Origin of the sequence: Paraburkholderia sp. MM5482-R2 (genome assembly GCF_050436125.1) — a bacterium.
GTDB classification, from domain to species: domain Bacteria; phylum Pseudomonadota; class Gammaproteobacteria; order Burkholderiales; family Burkholderiaceae; genus Paraburkholderia; species Paraburkholderia tuberum.
In genome coordinates this window covers 2,413,124-2,429,004 of record NZ_JBNDLP010000003.1, presented here as the reverse complement: position 1 = coordinate 2,429,004, position 15,881 = coordinate 2,413,124, and the positions used below count along the sequence as shown (strand labels likewise).

Sequence of the window (15,881 nt, the reverse complement as noted above, 5' to 3'; positions counted from 1 at the left end):
AGATATGTTGCACATCTTCAGCGACGCGCGCCAAACAGATTTCGCAGCACCGACTGCATGCCCACGGGAACGAGACGGAAGGGGGCATGGTTCGCGATGCTTGCATGGCTGTGCGAGTTCGAAAATTCAATCAGAGAGAAAGGCTCCATGGCTATCTCCGTGCAAATCTCAAGAACATAAATGAGAAAGTACGGGAATAAGATTTTGCATTGTATCGAACCAGTCAGAAATGATGCTGCTACTAGGAATTTCGACTGCGGCAGGAAATCGTGTGACAACTTCACTGTTCGGCACAGCCATGAACGTGCCCTATCCGCACCTCGCCGCACGCCTGTTCAACACGCCGCTCTCGCGCCAACGGTTCGATGAAAATAGGCGAGCAATGGGTTGGCCACTGTCGATACGGGCAGCCCTATCTGGTCAGACAATCGCGCGCGGAAATCAGTGCTTGTGAAAGACTGCGAACAAAAAATTCGTACCAGTCTCACTACGTTGTCGCGGCTGTCTGATTTCGCGGGGTCACCGATATCCGGACAATTGGAGCCAGTACGAAATCTCGTGTTTCGTTCACCAAGGTCACCCGAATTAGCCGAATCGATCCTTTAAACGACGAGCATTGCTTCATTGTTTTCTGAGTCTGGATTGCGGTTCAGGTGTCGCACCACATACTTCAATCTAACCGGTTACGATCATGACTCGAAACGATTTTCCTGACGTACAGGCTGCCGCGCCCCTCACCAACGGGGACGGCCTCTCCGGTTTGCGGCTCCGCCCCCTGTCATGGCTGGTTTCGTCGCTGCTGGTCGTGCTCGCCTTGCCGGCGAGTGCCATTGCGGGCGCTCAAACGAAGTCTGATCTGGCACTGGCGAGCGATGCAGCAACTGCAAGCACATCGACTCCGGTCGAGATTAAACAGCCGTCGACCCCGGGAAGCCATGCTCCTCCGGTGACGTTCTCACAGTGGCTCGAAACGCAACCGTCCAGTAGCGAGGGAGGACCTCCGGTGGATTCCGCCACGCTGCGGCGTATCTTCCTGAGCGCCGTCGAGGAAGCGGAGAAGCGCAGTCCCGAAGTCGGGCAGGCGTATGCCGCCTACGAAGCCGCGAAATCAGACGTCGACGAAGCGAAAGGCTTGCGGTGGCCGCAAGTCGACATCGGTTCGCAGACACAGGGTGTGCAATTTGGTCCCGGTAATCGAAATGGCTCCAACAACGGGAACGTAGTGACGGCGAACGTCACGACAACGGTGTACGACTGGGGGCGCACAAAGAACACAATCGGAAGTCATGAACAACTCTCGGATGCCGCGTTCAGTAGTTATGTAGCGGCCCGCGATCAGAATGCGTTCGAGGTGACGAGCACGCTCGTTGAACTGGGCAAGCAGCGCACGATCGTTGACGTGAGCCAGCAATTTGTTGAGCGTATGGCCACGCTCGTGAAGATGCTCAGCGAAATTGTGGCTGTCGACCGTGGTCGCGGCAGCGAACTCACGCAGGCCAAGGCGCGTCTGCTGCAGGCTGAAGCTGCGCGCGATTCAGCGCAAGCGAAGGCACGTGATGCGGAACTGGCGTTGCAAAAGCTGCTGGGCGAAAGCGTACCGCCGATTCCGCACGCGCGCGACTGGCCGCTCCAACCGGGCAATCTGCCGCAACTCCTGGAGCGGGTGAATGCTCATCCGAGCTTGCATCAGATTCAGTCCGAGGCAAATGCGGCCGACCTGAATGCCAAAGTGGTGAAAGCGTCGGGCCTGCCGTCGGTGAATTGGGTTGTCAGTGCGAATGCCGGAATCGGAGGCACGGGCGCGGGACAACGTGCGCCATGGCAAACCATGTTGACGCTCAACTGGGCGGCATTCCGCGGCGGTTCGACGCAGGCGGCGACGGCTGCGGCAGGGTACCGGGCACAGGCTTCGTGGCAGCGCCTCGACCAGCAGCGGCGTGACCTCGAGTATGGCATTCGCACCGCGGATCAGGATGCGCACACCATGCTCAGCCGTGCGGAGCAGTACAAACGCCTCTCCGCTGAAACCGATCAGGTGCGCAAGGCCTTCTTCGAACAGTGGTACCACCTGGGCAAACGAACCCTGCTCGATGTGCTCCTTGCGGAGAACGATCACTACGGCAACAGCGTGAGCGAAGTGACGAACCGGTTCGATGGCTACGCGGCGGTACTGCGGGAGCACGCATCCGCGGGTTCGCTGGTTGACTGGCTGGAGACCGGGCGCTCCGGCGGTTAGGTGTTGCGAATCAGAGCCGCACCGGATACAGGGCTTCGCGATGGGCTGCCTTCCTTTCTGGATGGCGGCCCTTTTTGCGTCTGGCGCACAGAGGCGAGAAACATCGGACAACTGCCTGTTTAGCCCTTACGCAATCGTGCATAGGCACCGCTGCTCGCGATTCCCGTGCCGGGAAATGTCTCGTTTCTGTCTCGTCCAAATTCGAACTCGTCATATTTCGTTTTATTGCTCACCCATCAAGAATAGAGGTAGAGCAGCATTCTTGCGACTGCCATGTCGCCACTTTCTATCTATACGCTGGCCAGGTGGACCAGCATACGCACCCAAAGAGGCACTACTATGAGTACCAGTTCAGTGAAGCTGGCCGTTGTCGACGGCAGCACCATCAAGCAGACTGTTGAATTGCGCGGGTCCGCGCAAGGCGCTCCCGTTCGTGTAAGCGCCATCAAAGGTGGCAAATTCATTCTGGCCGAGAGCAAGACCGGCCACGGCCCCGAAAACATTACCGTGCGACGCTCCGGCAAGAATCTTCTGGTCAGCCTGGAAGGGGCGGAGCTGGACCAGCCGCAACTGATCATTGAGGACTTCTACGGCAATGAAGGCGAGCTGGTCGGCCTGGGTGAAGACGGGTCGTATCACGAATATATCGCTGCGGACGGCGAGGATGATCATGAGGCCGCTTTTCTTGTGGATGGCGCGGACTCGCCTCTGGTTCTGGGTGCGGCGCAACTGAACGGTTTCGGCGCGAATCTCGTCGCCGCGCCGGGTGTCGGTCTGGTGGGCTTCGGCCTCCTGGGCCTGGGTGCGCTTGCCGCGCTGGGTGCGGGGATTGCCGCCGCGAGCGGTGGTGGTAATGGCGGCAGCGCTCCTGCTGTAGTGGATGAACAGACGCCGCCGGGTGCAGTTGACGACGATACGGATGCGGATGCTGATTCCGATGCGGATGCTGACGCGGATGCAGATGCAGATGCGGACGCGGATGCTGATGCGGATGCGGATGCGGATGCTGACGCGGATGCGGATGCTGATGCCGACGCGGATGCCGATGCCGATGCGGACGCCGACGCCGATGCGGATGCGGATGCGGATGCGGATGCTGACGCGGATGCGGATGCTGACGCGGACGCGGACGCGGACGCGGACGCTGACGCGGATGCGGACGCCGATGCGGATGCTGACGCGGATGCTGACGCGGATGCCGATGCTGACGCTGATGCCGATGCGGATGCTGACGCCGACGCTGATGCGGATGCTGATGCCGACGCCGATGCGGATGCGGATGCTGACGCGGATGCTGACGCTGACGCTGATGCCGATGCCGATGCCGACGCCGACGCCGACGCCGACGCCGACGCCGACGCCGACGCCGATGCGGATGCCGACGCGGATGCGGACGCTGACGCTGATGCGGATGCCGACGCGGATGCTGACGCGGATGCTGATGCGGATGCGGATGCGGATGCGGATGCCGATGCCGATGCGGATGCGGATGCGGATGCTGACGCCGATGCCGATGCCGATGCCGATGCTGACGCGGATGCCGATGCTGACGCGGATGCCGATGCTGACGCGGATGCTGACGCGGATGCCGACGCGGATGCGGATGCTGACGCCGACGCGGATGCTGACGCTGATGCCGATGCCGATGCGGATGCGGATGCGGATGCTGATGCAGATTCCGATTCCGATGCGGATGCGGATGCGGACGCGGATGCTGATGCCGACGCGGATGCGGATGCGGATGCCGACGCTGATGCTGATGCTGATGCTGATGCTGATGCTGATGCTGATGCTGATGCTGATGCTGACGCGGATGCGGATGCGGATGCGGATGCGGATGCCGATGCCGATGCTGACGCGGATGCGGATGCGGATGCGGATGCGGATGCGGATGCGGATGCGGATGCTGATGCTGATGCGGATGCGGATGCGGATGCGGATGCTGACGCGGATGCCGATGCCGATGCCGATGCGGATGCGGATGCCGATGCCGATGCCGATGCCGATGCCGACGCGGATGCGGATGCCGATGCGGATGCGGATGCGGATGCCGACTCGGATGCAGATGCCGATGCAGATGCAGATGCAGATGCAGATGCAGATGCAGATGCAGATGCCGATGCTGATGCGGATGCGGATGCGGATGCGGATGCCGACGCGGATGCGGATGCTGACGCCGACGCGGATGCTGATGCTGACGCTGATGCCGATGCCGATGCCGATGCGGATGCGGATGCGGATGCGGATGCGGATGCGGATGCGGATGCGGATGCGGATGCTGATGCAGATTCCGATTCCGATGCGGATGCGGACGCGGATGCTGATGCCGACGCGGATGCGGATGCGGATGCGGATGCCGACGCTGATGCTGATGCGGATGCGGACGCGGATGCTGATGCCGACGCGGATGCGGATGCGGATGCGGATGCGGATGCGGACGCGGATGCGGATGCTGACGCGGATGCGGATGCGGATGCGGATGCTGACGCGGATGCTGACGCGGATGCGGATGCGGATGCGGATGCGGATGCGGATGCTGATGCGGATGCTGATGCGGATGCGGATGCGGATGCGGATGCCGATGCGGATGCTGATGCCGATGCGGATGCTGATGCCGATGCGGATGCAGATGCCGATGCAGATGCCGATGCGGATGCAGATTCCGATGCGGATGCAGATTCCGATGCGGATGCGGATGCGGACGCCGACGCGGATGCCGATGCTGATGCCGATGCCGATGCCGACGCGGATGCGGATGCGGATGCGGATGCGGACGCCGACGCGGATGCGGACGCTGACGCCGATGCCGATGCCGATGCCGATGCTGACGCGGATGCCGATGCTGACGCTGATGCGGATGCTGACGCGGATGCCGACGCGGATGCGGATGCGGATGCTGACGCCGACGCGGATGCTGATGCTGACGCTGATGCCGATGCCGATGCCGATGCCGATGCCGATGCCGATGCGGATGCTGACGCGGATGCCGACGCGGATGCTGACGCTGACGCGGATGCTGACGCGGATGCTGACGCGGATGCGGATGCTGATGCTGATGCTGATGCTGATGCGGATGCTGATGCTGATGCCGATGCGGATGCGGATGCGGATGCGGATGCTGATGCCGATGCGGATGCAGATGCCGATGCGGATGCAGATTCCGATGCGGATGCAGATTCCGATGCGGATGCGGATGCGGACGCCGACGCGGATGCCGATGCTGATGCCGATGCCGATGCCGATGCCGACGCGGATGCGGATGCGGACGCCGACGCGGATGCGGACGCTGACGCCGATGCCGATGCCGATGCCGATGCCGATGCCGATGCTGACGCGGATGCCGATGCTGACGCGGATGCCGATGCTGACGCTGATGCGGATGCGGATGCTGACGCGGATGCCGACGCGGATGCGGATGCTGACGCCGACGCGGATGCTGATGCTGATGCTGATGCCGATGCCGATGCCGATGCGGATGCGGATGCTGATGCGGATGCTGATGCGGATGCGGATGCGGATGCCGACGCGGATGCCGATGCTGATGCTGATGCGGATGCGGACGCCGATGCGGATGCGGATGCGGACGCGGACGCGGATGCGGATGCGGATGCTGACGCTGATGCCGACGCTGATGCGGATGCGGATGCGGATGCCGATGCCGATGCGGATGCGGATGCGGATGCGGATGCGGATGCTGACGCGGATGCGGATGCGGATGCGGATGCGGATGCGGATGCTGACGGGGATGCCGATGCGGATTCGGATGCCGACGCGGATGCCGATGCGGATGCGGATGCGGATGCGGATGCTGACGACCCCGTGACGCACATTTACTCGCATCATGAGGACTTTGAAACTACGAACTCGAGCACAAGCTTCGACGGCTTTACATTATCGGCGACTCAAACGAATGGCTATAACGCGTCTGGAGGAGACAGGGGTCTTTGGCTTGGGGTGCCGAACAAAACGACCCGCTACAGCGCAGAACTTTCGCTCAATGACGCCGCAACCTTCGTCTCGTTCCGTTTGAAAGGGATCGATCAGGAAGGGTGCTACGCAGTCTACCTGGATGCGGAAGGAAATGAGCTTGGAAGAACCCAGTTCAATCTTGATTTTGGCGCGCCTACGGACTATTTCTTTGATTCACCAAACGGCGAACTGATCGCCACGGTCCAGTTGGTGTTTTACTCTGAATTTAACGGCTGTATCCTTCAGGACTTTGCTTACGGGACGGAGACCGTACCGGCCGGCTCCGATGCGACGCAGTCGAATGTTGGATTGGAAAGCTTCTTCGGCACCGATGGAGATGACATCTTCACGATGGGTGACTTGAGCAACTTCAACGCCGACAGCACGTCCATCGAAGGCAACGGTGGTATCGACACGCTGAAGCTGACAGGCACAGACCAAACCCTGGATCTGACCAACGAGCTTCATGGCAAGCTGTCGTCGATCGAAGTGTTCGACATCACTGGCACGGGCAACAACACGCTCAAGCTTGCGTTGGGCGATGTGCTAGACCTTGGCGGCAAGGACCTGTTCATTGCCGATGGCCATACGCAGCTGATGGTAAAGGGTGATGCGGGCGACAAGGTCGAACTGTCCGATCTGCTGCCGGATGGAGAGGACCTAGGCGACTGGGCGCAGGAGTCTGGCACTACGACCGTGGGTGGCGTCGAGTATGACGTCTTCTACCACTCGGGTCTGAACGCCGAACTGCTGGTACAGCACGGTGTAGAGACGACGTTGAACAACCACTGACCTTCGGACGGTCCGCTACGAATGACCTTCGTAGCGGACGCCGGAATTGACCAATCATTTGACAAGGTCCCCTGAACCGCATCGGGCGGTGCAGGGAGCCCGTTTTGGTGAACTAACATGACTTTCAATCAAACCCTGATGCGTGCGCTCGCAGGCGCATTGCTCGTGACGGCGGGTACCTTGCCCGCCATCGCACAACAGACTTTCTCTAACCCACAATCGCCGGTCACCCAGGCAGCCGCACCCGGCACCGCGCCGACGGCCCGTGCCGGTACGCAGCCCGGCAAGGTATTCGGCCAGAGCTACGCGCCTGTTGGCCAGGTCAGCTCGCAGCAGGCACAGATCGTCTACTACCGTGACGCATCCGCGGGTGCGGGCCGTTCGGCTGCCGCTGACGTCTATGTTGATGGCGACCTGCAGACCGCGTTGCTGCCTAACGGCTACAGCATCTTTTGCGTGAAGCCGGGCGAACACACGCTGGGTGCGTACATCCACGATGCACCGCTCTATAAGGGCAAGACCACCGGTGGATCTCGCGCTGAACTGAAGGGCGGCATGACCTACTTCGTAAAGGTCGCGGCGCCGGGCAGCAATGGCGTACCCGTGGTGGTGCCGCGCAACGAAGCCGAAACCCAGTTGCAGGGCATGCGCGCCCAGATGCACGTGCTTTCCCGTGCACCGGCAGTGCAGGCGTGTGACTATCCGTCAGTCCCCGTGGTACAGCCTGCCGCGGCGGCACAACCTGCCGTCGTAAAAAACTACACGCTCAAGGGCGACACGCTGTTCGCCTTCGGCAAGTCTGGCAGTCGGGACATGACCGGTAAAGGCAGGGCGGAGATTTCGCGCCTTGCCGAGCAGATTCTCGCGGAGAACGCATCGCTGGAAGCCGTGACGGTGATCGGCCACGCGGACCTGATCGGCTCGGACGCAGCGGCGCAGAAACTTGCGGAGCAGCGTGCGATGACGGTTCGCCGGATGCTGATCGAGCAGGGTATTCCGCGCGCAGAAGATCACCGCGGAAAGCGCGGGCAATTCCGATCCGGTGGTCGCCGACTGCAGCGGCACGATGCAGCAGAAGATTGCCTGCAATGAGCCCAACCGCCGGGTGGTGGTGCAACTGAGTCTGTCGGGCCCGGCCCGATAAAGGCATGGGGGGATGCTGAGCCCTGATGTTGAGCCCTGAGGCGCGATCTTCCTGAATCGGGAAGGTCGCGCACCTACCGGCCTTCACCGCATGCCCGGGCAAACGGTGAGGGCCTTCCGAAAACGGGAGTGTCGCGATGACCAGACAAACAGAGATTCCTGCAATCAATGTGCTGCTCGCCTATGCAGAGTTGCGCGACAGGGATCAGGTATTTTTTAACGGGAAGCTCAATGAGTTCGTGTTTGCGTCCCGATCGAGCAAACGTGAGTTCATCGAGCAGTGGCAGCGAGCGCTCGCGGTTACCGGAACAACGCCGATAGACACGAATCTTCAAAATGAAGGGCACTGTCAGGTGCAGTCAGATCTCCAGGCTGCAACGGATTAGTTGCGGTTGATTCAGGGTTCGCGATGCTGAAATGCAGATCCTGGCGGCTGGAGAATTTGCCGGAGTGCAGAGCATGAGTCTTTCGATCCACGCGGATCGTGCCCCTGCAAAAATCTCGAACAACAAATGTATATACTGAAGGGCGAAATCGTGTTCGGTAAGATTTTAATGGCTGCGGCCAGACGAGACATCGTCGCCAGGTATCTGGCCGCAGGTGTGCTGGCTGCCTCTACCCAAGGGTAAAACCACATGACATCTACCCCGTCTGAGCACGCGCATCCCAACCCCACAGGCTTCGCCGCATTGTTCGCGCGATTGCGCTCCGTCGTTGAACCGCAGGTCAATCCCCTTGCGGCGTCCTGGCCGCCCTTTGTCCTGTTCTTTTCATGGAGCGACGGGCAGCGGCGGGCCGACGTCGTGACCGCAACGGCGGCGACATTTGCCGAGGCCTGGGACGCAGGCACGGAGCAGGTGACGCAGGCTGCCGGCGCGGCCGGACTGGTCGTCCAGTGGCTTCGGGTGGACTGGGTTACCAGCGTTGAAGGCATGACCTGGGAGGCACTGCGGGGCCGCCTCGAACAGACCCGGCGCAGTTATTTTCGTTGCGGCCTGTCGCTGGACAGTAATTTCAGGCATGCCTTTCTGGAGACCGAACTGAATGGCAATGCCATGCTGTATGGCGGCCCGGCACAGACGCATGCGGTTGTGAACACAAAGAACTTCGAACGGTATGCCGCCATTCGGCACCAGCTTGCCAGCGTGAATTTCGAGGATCAGCAAAACGTTAATGTGTTCTCGACCCGCGGGGCGTTCGCAAGCCTGCAAGCGCCGGAGGTACACCTTCTGCACGGGACGGGTCTGAACGCGGGCCGCCGCATCATCGAACATCTCCGGCCGGCAGACGTCAGGGCGCTCGTCGCATCCGGCAGCCGTTATCTGGCCGGCCAGGTACAGCCTGGCGGGCGCTTCCACTATGGCTGGCATCCCTGTTTCGATCGCGAAATCGGCACTTACAACACCCTGCGTCATGCGAGTTCGATCTATGCGATGCTCGAAGCCTGGGAAGTGACCCAGGACAACGACCTGAAGACAGCAATCGACGCAGCGCTGCATTATCTCGTCAATGAACTCATCATGCCGGCGGAATTGCCGTCCGGTGCCCGCGCGGCGTTTCTGGTTGACCGGCAGGGCGAAGTCAAACTGGGTGGCAACGGCGTGTGCCTTCTGGCGCTGGTCAAATACAGCCAGCTGACCGGCTCTGACGAATATCTGACTCTGCTAGAACAGCTCGCAACAGGAATCCTCTTCATGCAGGATGCGGACACCGGCAAATTCAGCCATGTGCTGAACTATCCGGATCTGTCGGTTAAGCAGGCATTCCGGATCATCTATTACGATGGCGAAGCGGCCTTCGGCCTGATGCGCCTCTATGGTCTGACTGGCGATGCGAGGTGGCTCGCAGCAGTAGAAAAAGGCGTTCGGCCATTTCATCGAGGCAAAACACTGGAAGGCGCATGACCACTGGCTCAGTTATTGTGTGAACGAATTGACCCGTCACAGGCCACTGGAAGCGTATTACAAATTTGGAATCCAGAACTTCGCCACCTATCTTGATTTCGTGGCTGAAAGGGTGACGACGTTTCCAACCCTGCTTGAATTGATGACGGCTGCCGAGCAGATGATTAGCCGCATGCAGCAGCAGCCCGGCCTGGAGCACCTGCTTGCCGAGGTCGATCTGGATAAGTTCTTCCATGCACTGCATGCGCGGGCGCAGCGCCTGTTAGATGGCCATTTCTGGCCGGAACTTGCCATGTACTTTGCCAATCCGGGCAGGATCACCGGCAGCTTCTTCATTCGCCACCATGCCTTCCGGGTCCGCATTGACGATGTCGAGCACTATCTATCGGGTTTTGTCGCCTATCTGAACTATCTGGAGTCGCAGCGGCATTCAGTATCCTCAACGCTGGCGCGGGAATGGAACGCCTCCCTGATCGAGGCGGCCACGCAGGGGACGTGGCTCAAGCAGCCGCCATTGGGGTGGACGGCAAGCGGCCTTTGCATTTACGCGCCTGCCATGCAGCCTGGAAACGTCGTGGTTGCCCGAACCGGTGAGGTAAGCCGGGGGATCCCTGTTCCTGTCATTCGACAGATGCAGCCCCGCCCGGCGGGTGTTATCTCGAGCCATTCTGATGTGCAGGCTCAACTTGCCGATTTGCCGGTCCTGCATGTCGCAGATACGGCCACGGCAATTCTTGCGATGGGAGCCTATGCACGCAGCCAGATGAGCGGCACTGTCCTGGCGGTGACCGGAAGCGCTGGCAAGACCACGCTCGTGGCCATGCTGGCTGACGCCCTCAATGCTTACGGTCCGACAGCGGCGAGCGGGTTCAACGCAAACCTTCCCCAAGGTGTGAGCTGGAATCTTGCGTCAATCAAGTGGGACACCCCTCATGTCGTCCTGGAAGTTGCCGTGGGCAAAATGAGACAGAGCGCGGCCATTGCCCGCCCGGACGTCGGCATTTTCACTAACATCCAGCCTGCTCACCTCGGGAAAAACAGCACAATCACTGATATTGCCCGGACCAAAAGCATGCTTTTTCTTGGCATGTCTGCGGGAAGTGTCGTGGTGCTCAATCGTGACATGCTGGAATGGGATACCGTCTACCAGGCGGCCATCGAACGGGATCTGAAAATCTTTACTTACGGCACGACTGCCGAGAGCGAGTTTCAACTCGTGGATCATGACGCGTCGGGGCAGCGGGTCGATGCGCGTATTAGAGGGCGCGATATCACCTATCCGATCGGGGCCGCAGGCTTGCACATGGCGTTGAACAGCTTGGCAGTACTTGCCGCTGTCTCGGCGCTCAACTATCCGTTCGCACCTGCGCTCGAACGGATCGCACGCTTTGCTGCCCTGTCCGGCCGCGGCGAGGAGTTTGAGCTGACACTCGACGGACGGCACGTGACCATTGTCGACCATGCCTACAATGCCAATCCCGGCTCGATGCAGGCCGCTCTGGAACATTTGCGGGACATGAAGAATGCAGCCAGACGAGTCGCTGTGCTGGGCGAGATGGCGGAGCTCGGTCCCCAGGCGTCGCTGCTTCATACCGACCTGGCTGCAGTGGTCGAGCGTTGCGGGATCGATCGCGTCTATGTCATGGGCAAGCTCTATACCGACTTCTGGGAACGGTTGCCGGCTGCACGCCATGGGCGCTACACGAATTCGCTTGACGAATTGAAGCTTGCACTCCAGGAAGAGCTTGTCGACAAGGACGTAGTGCTGCTCAAGGGCTCGAACAGTACGCGTCTCCATGAGGTCGTAGCGTGGCTGAGGGCTGGCGCGCAAAAGTAGCATTGACCTCTGGCCCTGCGAGCAATGGGTCTTCAGGCGTGCCTGAACGACCCGAAAGCTTCCAGCGCTCACCCCCGATGGCGGTAAGCCGCGCGGGGTAGTCTGCGCGCAGCACGGGGCCCGAATGCCAAATCAGCCGTACCACCCAAGGTGCTCGCCTGCGTCTGGTGCAGGCGAGTTCGTTGCCCGCGCGCGTGGCCATCGTTGATCATTTCTGTCTTTTCTGCATAACCTCACGGAACCTTATTTATGAAATGGTTTGGCCGACATTGTCGGCGTTTATCGCACCTTCTGCGCTGGAGACTCCGGCGCTTCCTGTTCGTTGTCTTTGGCGTTTTGGGCGTTACCGAGCCCAGTCTGGCGGACCGACCCACACTGGGGCCGTTTGAGACTCCACGGCCTGGGGAGCTTAATATCCCTGTGGGAAGCGAGCCATTCGATGCCGCACAAGCCCTGAACGGTTCATTCAGTTCACCGGAACACTGCGCGCGAGTGCCCGATAGCCTGTGGGTCGAAGTCAACGGCAAGGGAGATTGCATTCGATACTACGCGCATGGATTGTCCGGCAGCGAAAGCCCCACTGTGCTGGTTTATTTCAGCGGAGATGTCATGCTGAGAACGACGAAGGGAGTCAGGTACGTTACACAATCCTACCTGTCTGTTTCGCCCATGGAGATTGGGAAAGATATGGCTAAATGGTCCGCTGATTCCGGCCGTCCCACGCTCTATCTTGCCCGGCCGGGTATCTATGGCTCCTCTGGCGACCATAACATGCGCCGCACGCATCGCGAGATCGAACTGATGGACCGCGCACTGGACATGCTCAAGGAGCGTTACAACATTGCATCATTCATTCTGACCGGACATTCCGCAGGAGGCCAGATCGCCGCTGCGCTCCTGAACAGACGCGCAGACGTCGCGGCATCGGTGGTTTCTTCCGCCGTTGCTTCCGCCAAACAGGTCGCGGCGTACTGGGAATACAAGCGGGAAATCCCCGGTCGACTGCTTTACGATGCCCGGAGCTATTACGATCCTGTGGACGAAATCGGGCGCATTCGCCAGGATCCACGACCGGAAATCTATGTGATTTCTGATCCGGAGGATCGTGTGGTTCCCTTTTACAGCCAGCTATATTATGTCCGCCGTCTGCGTGCCGCCGGCCTCAAGCCGCATCACATCTACGCCCATGCTCCCGGGCCGCAACATCACCTGCTCGCCGGACACGCGAAACGCGCTGCAACGCTTTTTGCTCAAGGGAAATCAGCGAAGGAAATCCATATGGCGCTTGCAGAACTTGACCTGTCGCAGGTTAAGTAAGCCACGAAAAGGTGCGACCTCCAGGGAGCGCTGACTGGCGTTGTCATGGTGAGGAGCATTGGTCAGCAAATCGGGCCGGGCGTGGGGGGCTGACGTTGATGCCGTCAAGCGACCCATGCAGCCGATTCGGAGTGGTCCGAAAGCTCGTTGTGTCGTTGTCGCCGTCAGCCTGCGGCAGCCGATCGGACAGACCGCGCGCGTTCGTTTGGGTAGTTGTTTCCGTCGTTACGCTAGCCCGGAACAGCATCCACTGTCGATGGACACCTGACGGTATTTTTCCTAAACTTGTTCACGGGTGGTTGCTTGTTATTCGCTGCGTCCCTGGCTTCGACAGTGAGATTTGTGGTTGAAAGTTGCCGCCTCAATTTCCGTTCCGATTTGGCTGTATGACGCTTCGAAACCGGGCTCGTGCCGAAGTTGCTTGCGATGGGATGATCGCGAAACGGTGGTCGTGGGTTTGAGCAGGGGGCTATGTCTTTTGTCGCGCGTTAGGGGCACCCCCAGATACCGGCCTCGCTGGTCAAAGTCTCGATGAGCGGACGAGAAGATAAAGGTGCCTTGCATAAATAGGGAGCTCGATGGACAGTATCGATCCGAAGCGATTCGGCAAGGTGGCAGTGTTGTTTGGTGGAGTGTCCGCCGAGCGTGACGTGTCGCTCAATTCTGGTTGTCTCGTGTTGCAGAGACTGCGCGATGCAGGCGTCGACGCACACCCCTTCGATCCATCCACGCGGCCGTTGTCAGCGTTAAAGGACGAGGGCTTTGTGCGCGCGTTCAACGTGCTGCACGGCGGCTACGGCGAAAATGGACAGATTCAGGGCGCGCTCGATTTTTATGGGATCCGATATACCGGCAGCGGCGTGCTTGGTTCGGCGCTCGGGCTGGACAAGTTCCGCTCGAAACTTGTGTGGCAGCAACTGGGTATTCCGACGCCGCCGTTCGAGGCCGTGATGCGCGGCGACGATTACGATGCGCGTGCGCAGGAGATCGTCGCGCAACTCGGGTTGCCGCTATTTGTGAAGGCGGCGAGCGAAGGCTCAAGCGTCGCCGTGATCAAGGTAAAAGCGGCCGAGGCGCTACCCTCAGCGATCGCGGAAGCAGCAAAGTTCGACGCTATCGTGCTGGTCGAGAAGAGTATCGAAGGCGGCGGTGAATACACTGCGTGCATTGCGGGCGACCTCGATCTGCCGGTCATCCAAATTGTGCCAGCGGGCGAGTTCTACGACTATGACGCGAAGTACGTTCACGATTCGACGCAGTACCTGATTCCATGCGGACTGGCATCCCAGGAAGAGATGCGCCTGAAGCAACTCGCGCGCCGCGCGTTTGACGTGCTCGGTTGCTGGGACTGGGGGCGTGTCGACTTCATGATGGATGGCGAGGGCAAGCCGTACTTCCTCGAAGTGAACACATCACCAGGAATGACCGATCACTCGCTGTTGCCGAAGGCTGCTCGCGCGGTTGGTATCAGCTATCAGGAACTGGTCGTGAGGGTATTGTCGCTCACGCTGAAGGATTGACCTCGCCGAGACGTATAGCAGAGTTCGTCAATCCGGTCCCGGCGTCGGCGCCCTGCTGGGTAAGGGCTGTGGGGCAATCGCAGTCCCGACCGGGGCAAAGAACGGCGTTGTCACATTAGCGTTCACGCGGCGGAAGATTGGCAGGCGATGCCACCATTCAAAGCTTAACGGACGGACCTTGGGCGACGCCTATGAAAAACGCCACGCATTGCGCGGCGAACTATTGGCGATAAAGCGAACAGCGCAGCAGTTGATGTGCTTCACGCTCGCCAGCGCGGCGAGTTCTGCTTTTGCGGTCAGGTAAATGCGTAACAGGTCGGTAACGATTTTCTTCGGTGCTTCGGGACTCGCCGTCAGCACGCGTGTAAAGAAGCGTTTTGCTGTTGCGCCGCGCGGTGGATAATCAGGTTGTTACCTGCCACGTGAACCTTCCTTCGAGGGGGCACCCGGCGAAAGCGTCAACTCCGCTGGCACCTATGACTCCATACGCACAACGCAATGTATTGGACCGCTTTCGCCGCTATCAGCATTTGTTGATGTTCGGCGGCGGGGCAGTGGTAACGGCGGTGGTGCTGGTTGCGTTCGTCCTGAACACGGTGGCCACTGTACGTACCTATGTTGCGCTCGAGCATCAAGAACTGATGTCCGGCGTGAACCGGCTCACCGACCTTAACTCGCGCAACGTCGTGCTTATGCAAAACGGCGTACGGCTCATCGAGGTCGCCTGGAGGGCCGGCGAACAGGCCGAGCCACGCCTTGTCGAACAGTTCACAGGCAATGGCCAGATGCTTCGTCTTCAGCAGGCCCCAGATCATCTGCCGGTGCTCGTGGTGGGTGCCTCGTCTGCAACGCCTCCCGATTTGTTGGCAACCCGGTACATTCGGCTTGCTAAACAGATAAGTCAGGCGGCGACGGCAGCTTCCGAACGAAACGGAGGCCTGTTGACATTCTGGTTGTACAGGCCTGAGCGTCCACTGCTCATCCTGGTACCATCGCCTGGCGATGCCCGGATGGCGACGTTGCTTGCCGATCGTGCTGTTTTTTTTCTGCACTCGCGGGACCTGGCGGCAATCTCCTTGTTCCGCGAGACGTGCCCTTGCTCGATCCCCGCACCGGGGGGCGTGCATTTCGGTGGCTCCCTCCCTACGATAGTCCGTTAAGCG

Annotated in this window: 11 protein-coding genes; 10 read left to right on the top strand and 1 reads right to left on the bottom strand. The window is 60.1% G+C overall.

What is annotated here, in order from left to right; all coding sequences use genetic code 11:
* Positions 1-691: 691 nt before the first annotated feature.
* The gene (locus OKW37_RS33100) at positions 692-2,236 is read left to right on the top strand and encodes a TolC family protein (RefSeq protein ID WP_429403440.1); all 1,545 of its coding nucleotides are present in this window, start codon (positions 692-694) and stop codon (positions 2,234-2,236) included.
* A 351-nt stretch (positions 2,237-2,587) separates the two neighbouring features.
* Here the strand turns inward: OKW37_RS33100 and OKW37_RS33095 are convergent, their stop codons facing one another.
* Complete coding sequence (locus OKW37_RS33095; protein ID WP_429403439.1) at positions 2,588-6,079, bottom strand: hypothetical protein; 3,492 nt, start codon at positions 6,077-6,079, stop codon at positions 2,588-2,590.
* Between OKW37_RS33095 and OKW37_RS33090 the strand changes: the two genes are divergently transcribed.
* From OKW37_RS33090 to OKW37_RS33050, 9 genes are all read left to right on the top strand, one after another.
* Complete coding sequence (locus OKW37_RS33090; RefSeq protein WP_429403438.1) at positions 6,056-6,997, top strand: hypothetical protein; 942 nt, start codon at positions 6,056-6,058, stop codon at positions 6,995-6,997. The two genes, OKW37_RS33095 and OKW37_RS33090, sit on opposite strands and share 24 nt — an antisense overlap.
* Positions 6,998-7,177: 180 nt before the next feature.
* Positions 7,178-8,089 (top strand): OmpA family protein, encoded by a 912-nt coding sequence (locus OKW37_RS33085; protein ID WP_429510033.1) that lies wholly within the window; start codon positions 7,178-7,180, stop codon positions 8,087-8,089.
* Positions 8,090-8,277: 188 nt separating this feature from the next.
* The gene (locus OKW37_RS33080) at positions 8,278-8,526 is read left to right on the top strand and encodes a hypothetical protein (RefSeq protein ID WP_429403436.1); all 249 of its coding nucleotides are present in this window, start codon (positions 8,278-8,280) and stop codon (positions 8,524-8,526) included.
* 249 nt (positions 8,527-8,775) lie between these two features.
* Complete coding sequence (locus OKW37_RS33075) at positions 8,776-10,044, top strand: hypothetical protein (RefSeq protein WP_429510031.1); 1,269 nt, start codon at positions 8,776-8,778, stop codon at positions 10,042-10,044.
* Positions 10,045-10,063: 19 nt separating this feature from the next.
* Positions 10,064-11,881, top strand: coding sequence for a UDP-N-acetylmuramoyl-tripeptide--D-alanyl-D-alanine ligase (locus tag OKW37_RS33070; protein ID WP_429510029.1), 1,818 nt, complete (start codon positions 10,064-10,066; stop codon positions 11,879-11,881).
* Between the two features lie 249 nt (positions 11,882-12,130).
* Positions 12,131-13,198, top strand: coding sequence for an alpha/beta hydrolase (locus OKW37_RS33065; RefSeq protein WP_429510027.1), 1,068 nt, complete (start codon positions 12,131-12,133; stop codon positions 13,196-13,198).
* A 578-nt stretch (positions 13,199-13,776) separates the two neighbouring features.
* Positions 13,777-14,718, top strand: a complete 942-nt coding sequence (locus OKW37_RS33060) for a D-alanine--D-alanine ligase (RefSeq protein ID WP_429403433.1) — start codon at positions 13,777-13,779, stop codon at positions 14,716-14,718.
* A 178-nt stretch (positions 14,719-14,896) separates the two neighbouring features.
* On the top strand, positions 14,897-15,022 hold the full coding sequence (locus OKW37_RS33055) for a hypothetical protein (protein WP_260321392.1): 126 nt from the start codon (positions 14,897-14,899) through the stop codon (positions 15,020-15,022).
* Positions 15,023-15,221: 199 nt separating this feature from the next.
* Positions 15,222-15,878, top strand: a complete 657-nt coding sequence (locus tag OKW37_RS33050; protein WP_429403432.1) for a hypothetical protein — start codon at positions 15,222-15,224, stop codon at positions 15,876-15,878.
* Positions 15,879-15,881: the final 3 nt, after the last annotated feature.

Coding starts and splice junctions, on each gene's coding strand:
- OKW37_RS33100 (WP_429403440.1), top strand. CDS start 692: ATGACTCGAAACGATTTTCCTGACGTACAGGCTGCCGCGCCCCTCACC.
- OKW37_RS33095 (WP_429403439.1), bottom strand. CDS start 6,079: ATGATGCGAGTAAATGTGCGTCACGGGGTCGTCAGCATCCGCATCCGC.
- OKW37_RS33080 (WP_429403436.1), top strand. CDS start 8,278: ATGACCAGACAAACAGAGATTCCTGCAATCAATGTGCTGCTCGCCTAT.
- OKW37_RS33075 (WP_429510031.1), top strand. CDS start 8,776: ATGACATCTACCCCGTCTGAGCACGCGCATCCCAACCCCACAGGCTTC.
- OKW37_RS33065 (WP_429510027.1), top strand. CDS start 12,131: ATGAAATGGTTTGGCCGACATTGTCGGCGTTTATCGCACCTTCTGCGC.
- OKW37_RS33060 (WP_429403433.1), top strand. CDS start 13,777: ATGGACAGTATCGATCCGAAGCGATTCGGCAAGGTGGCAGTGTTGTTT.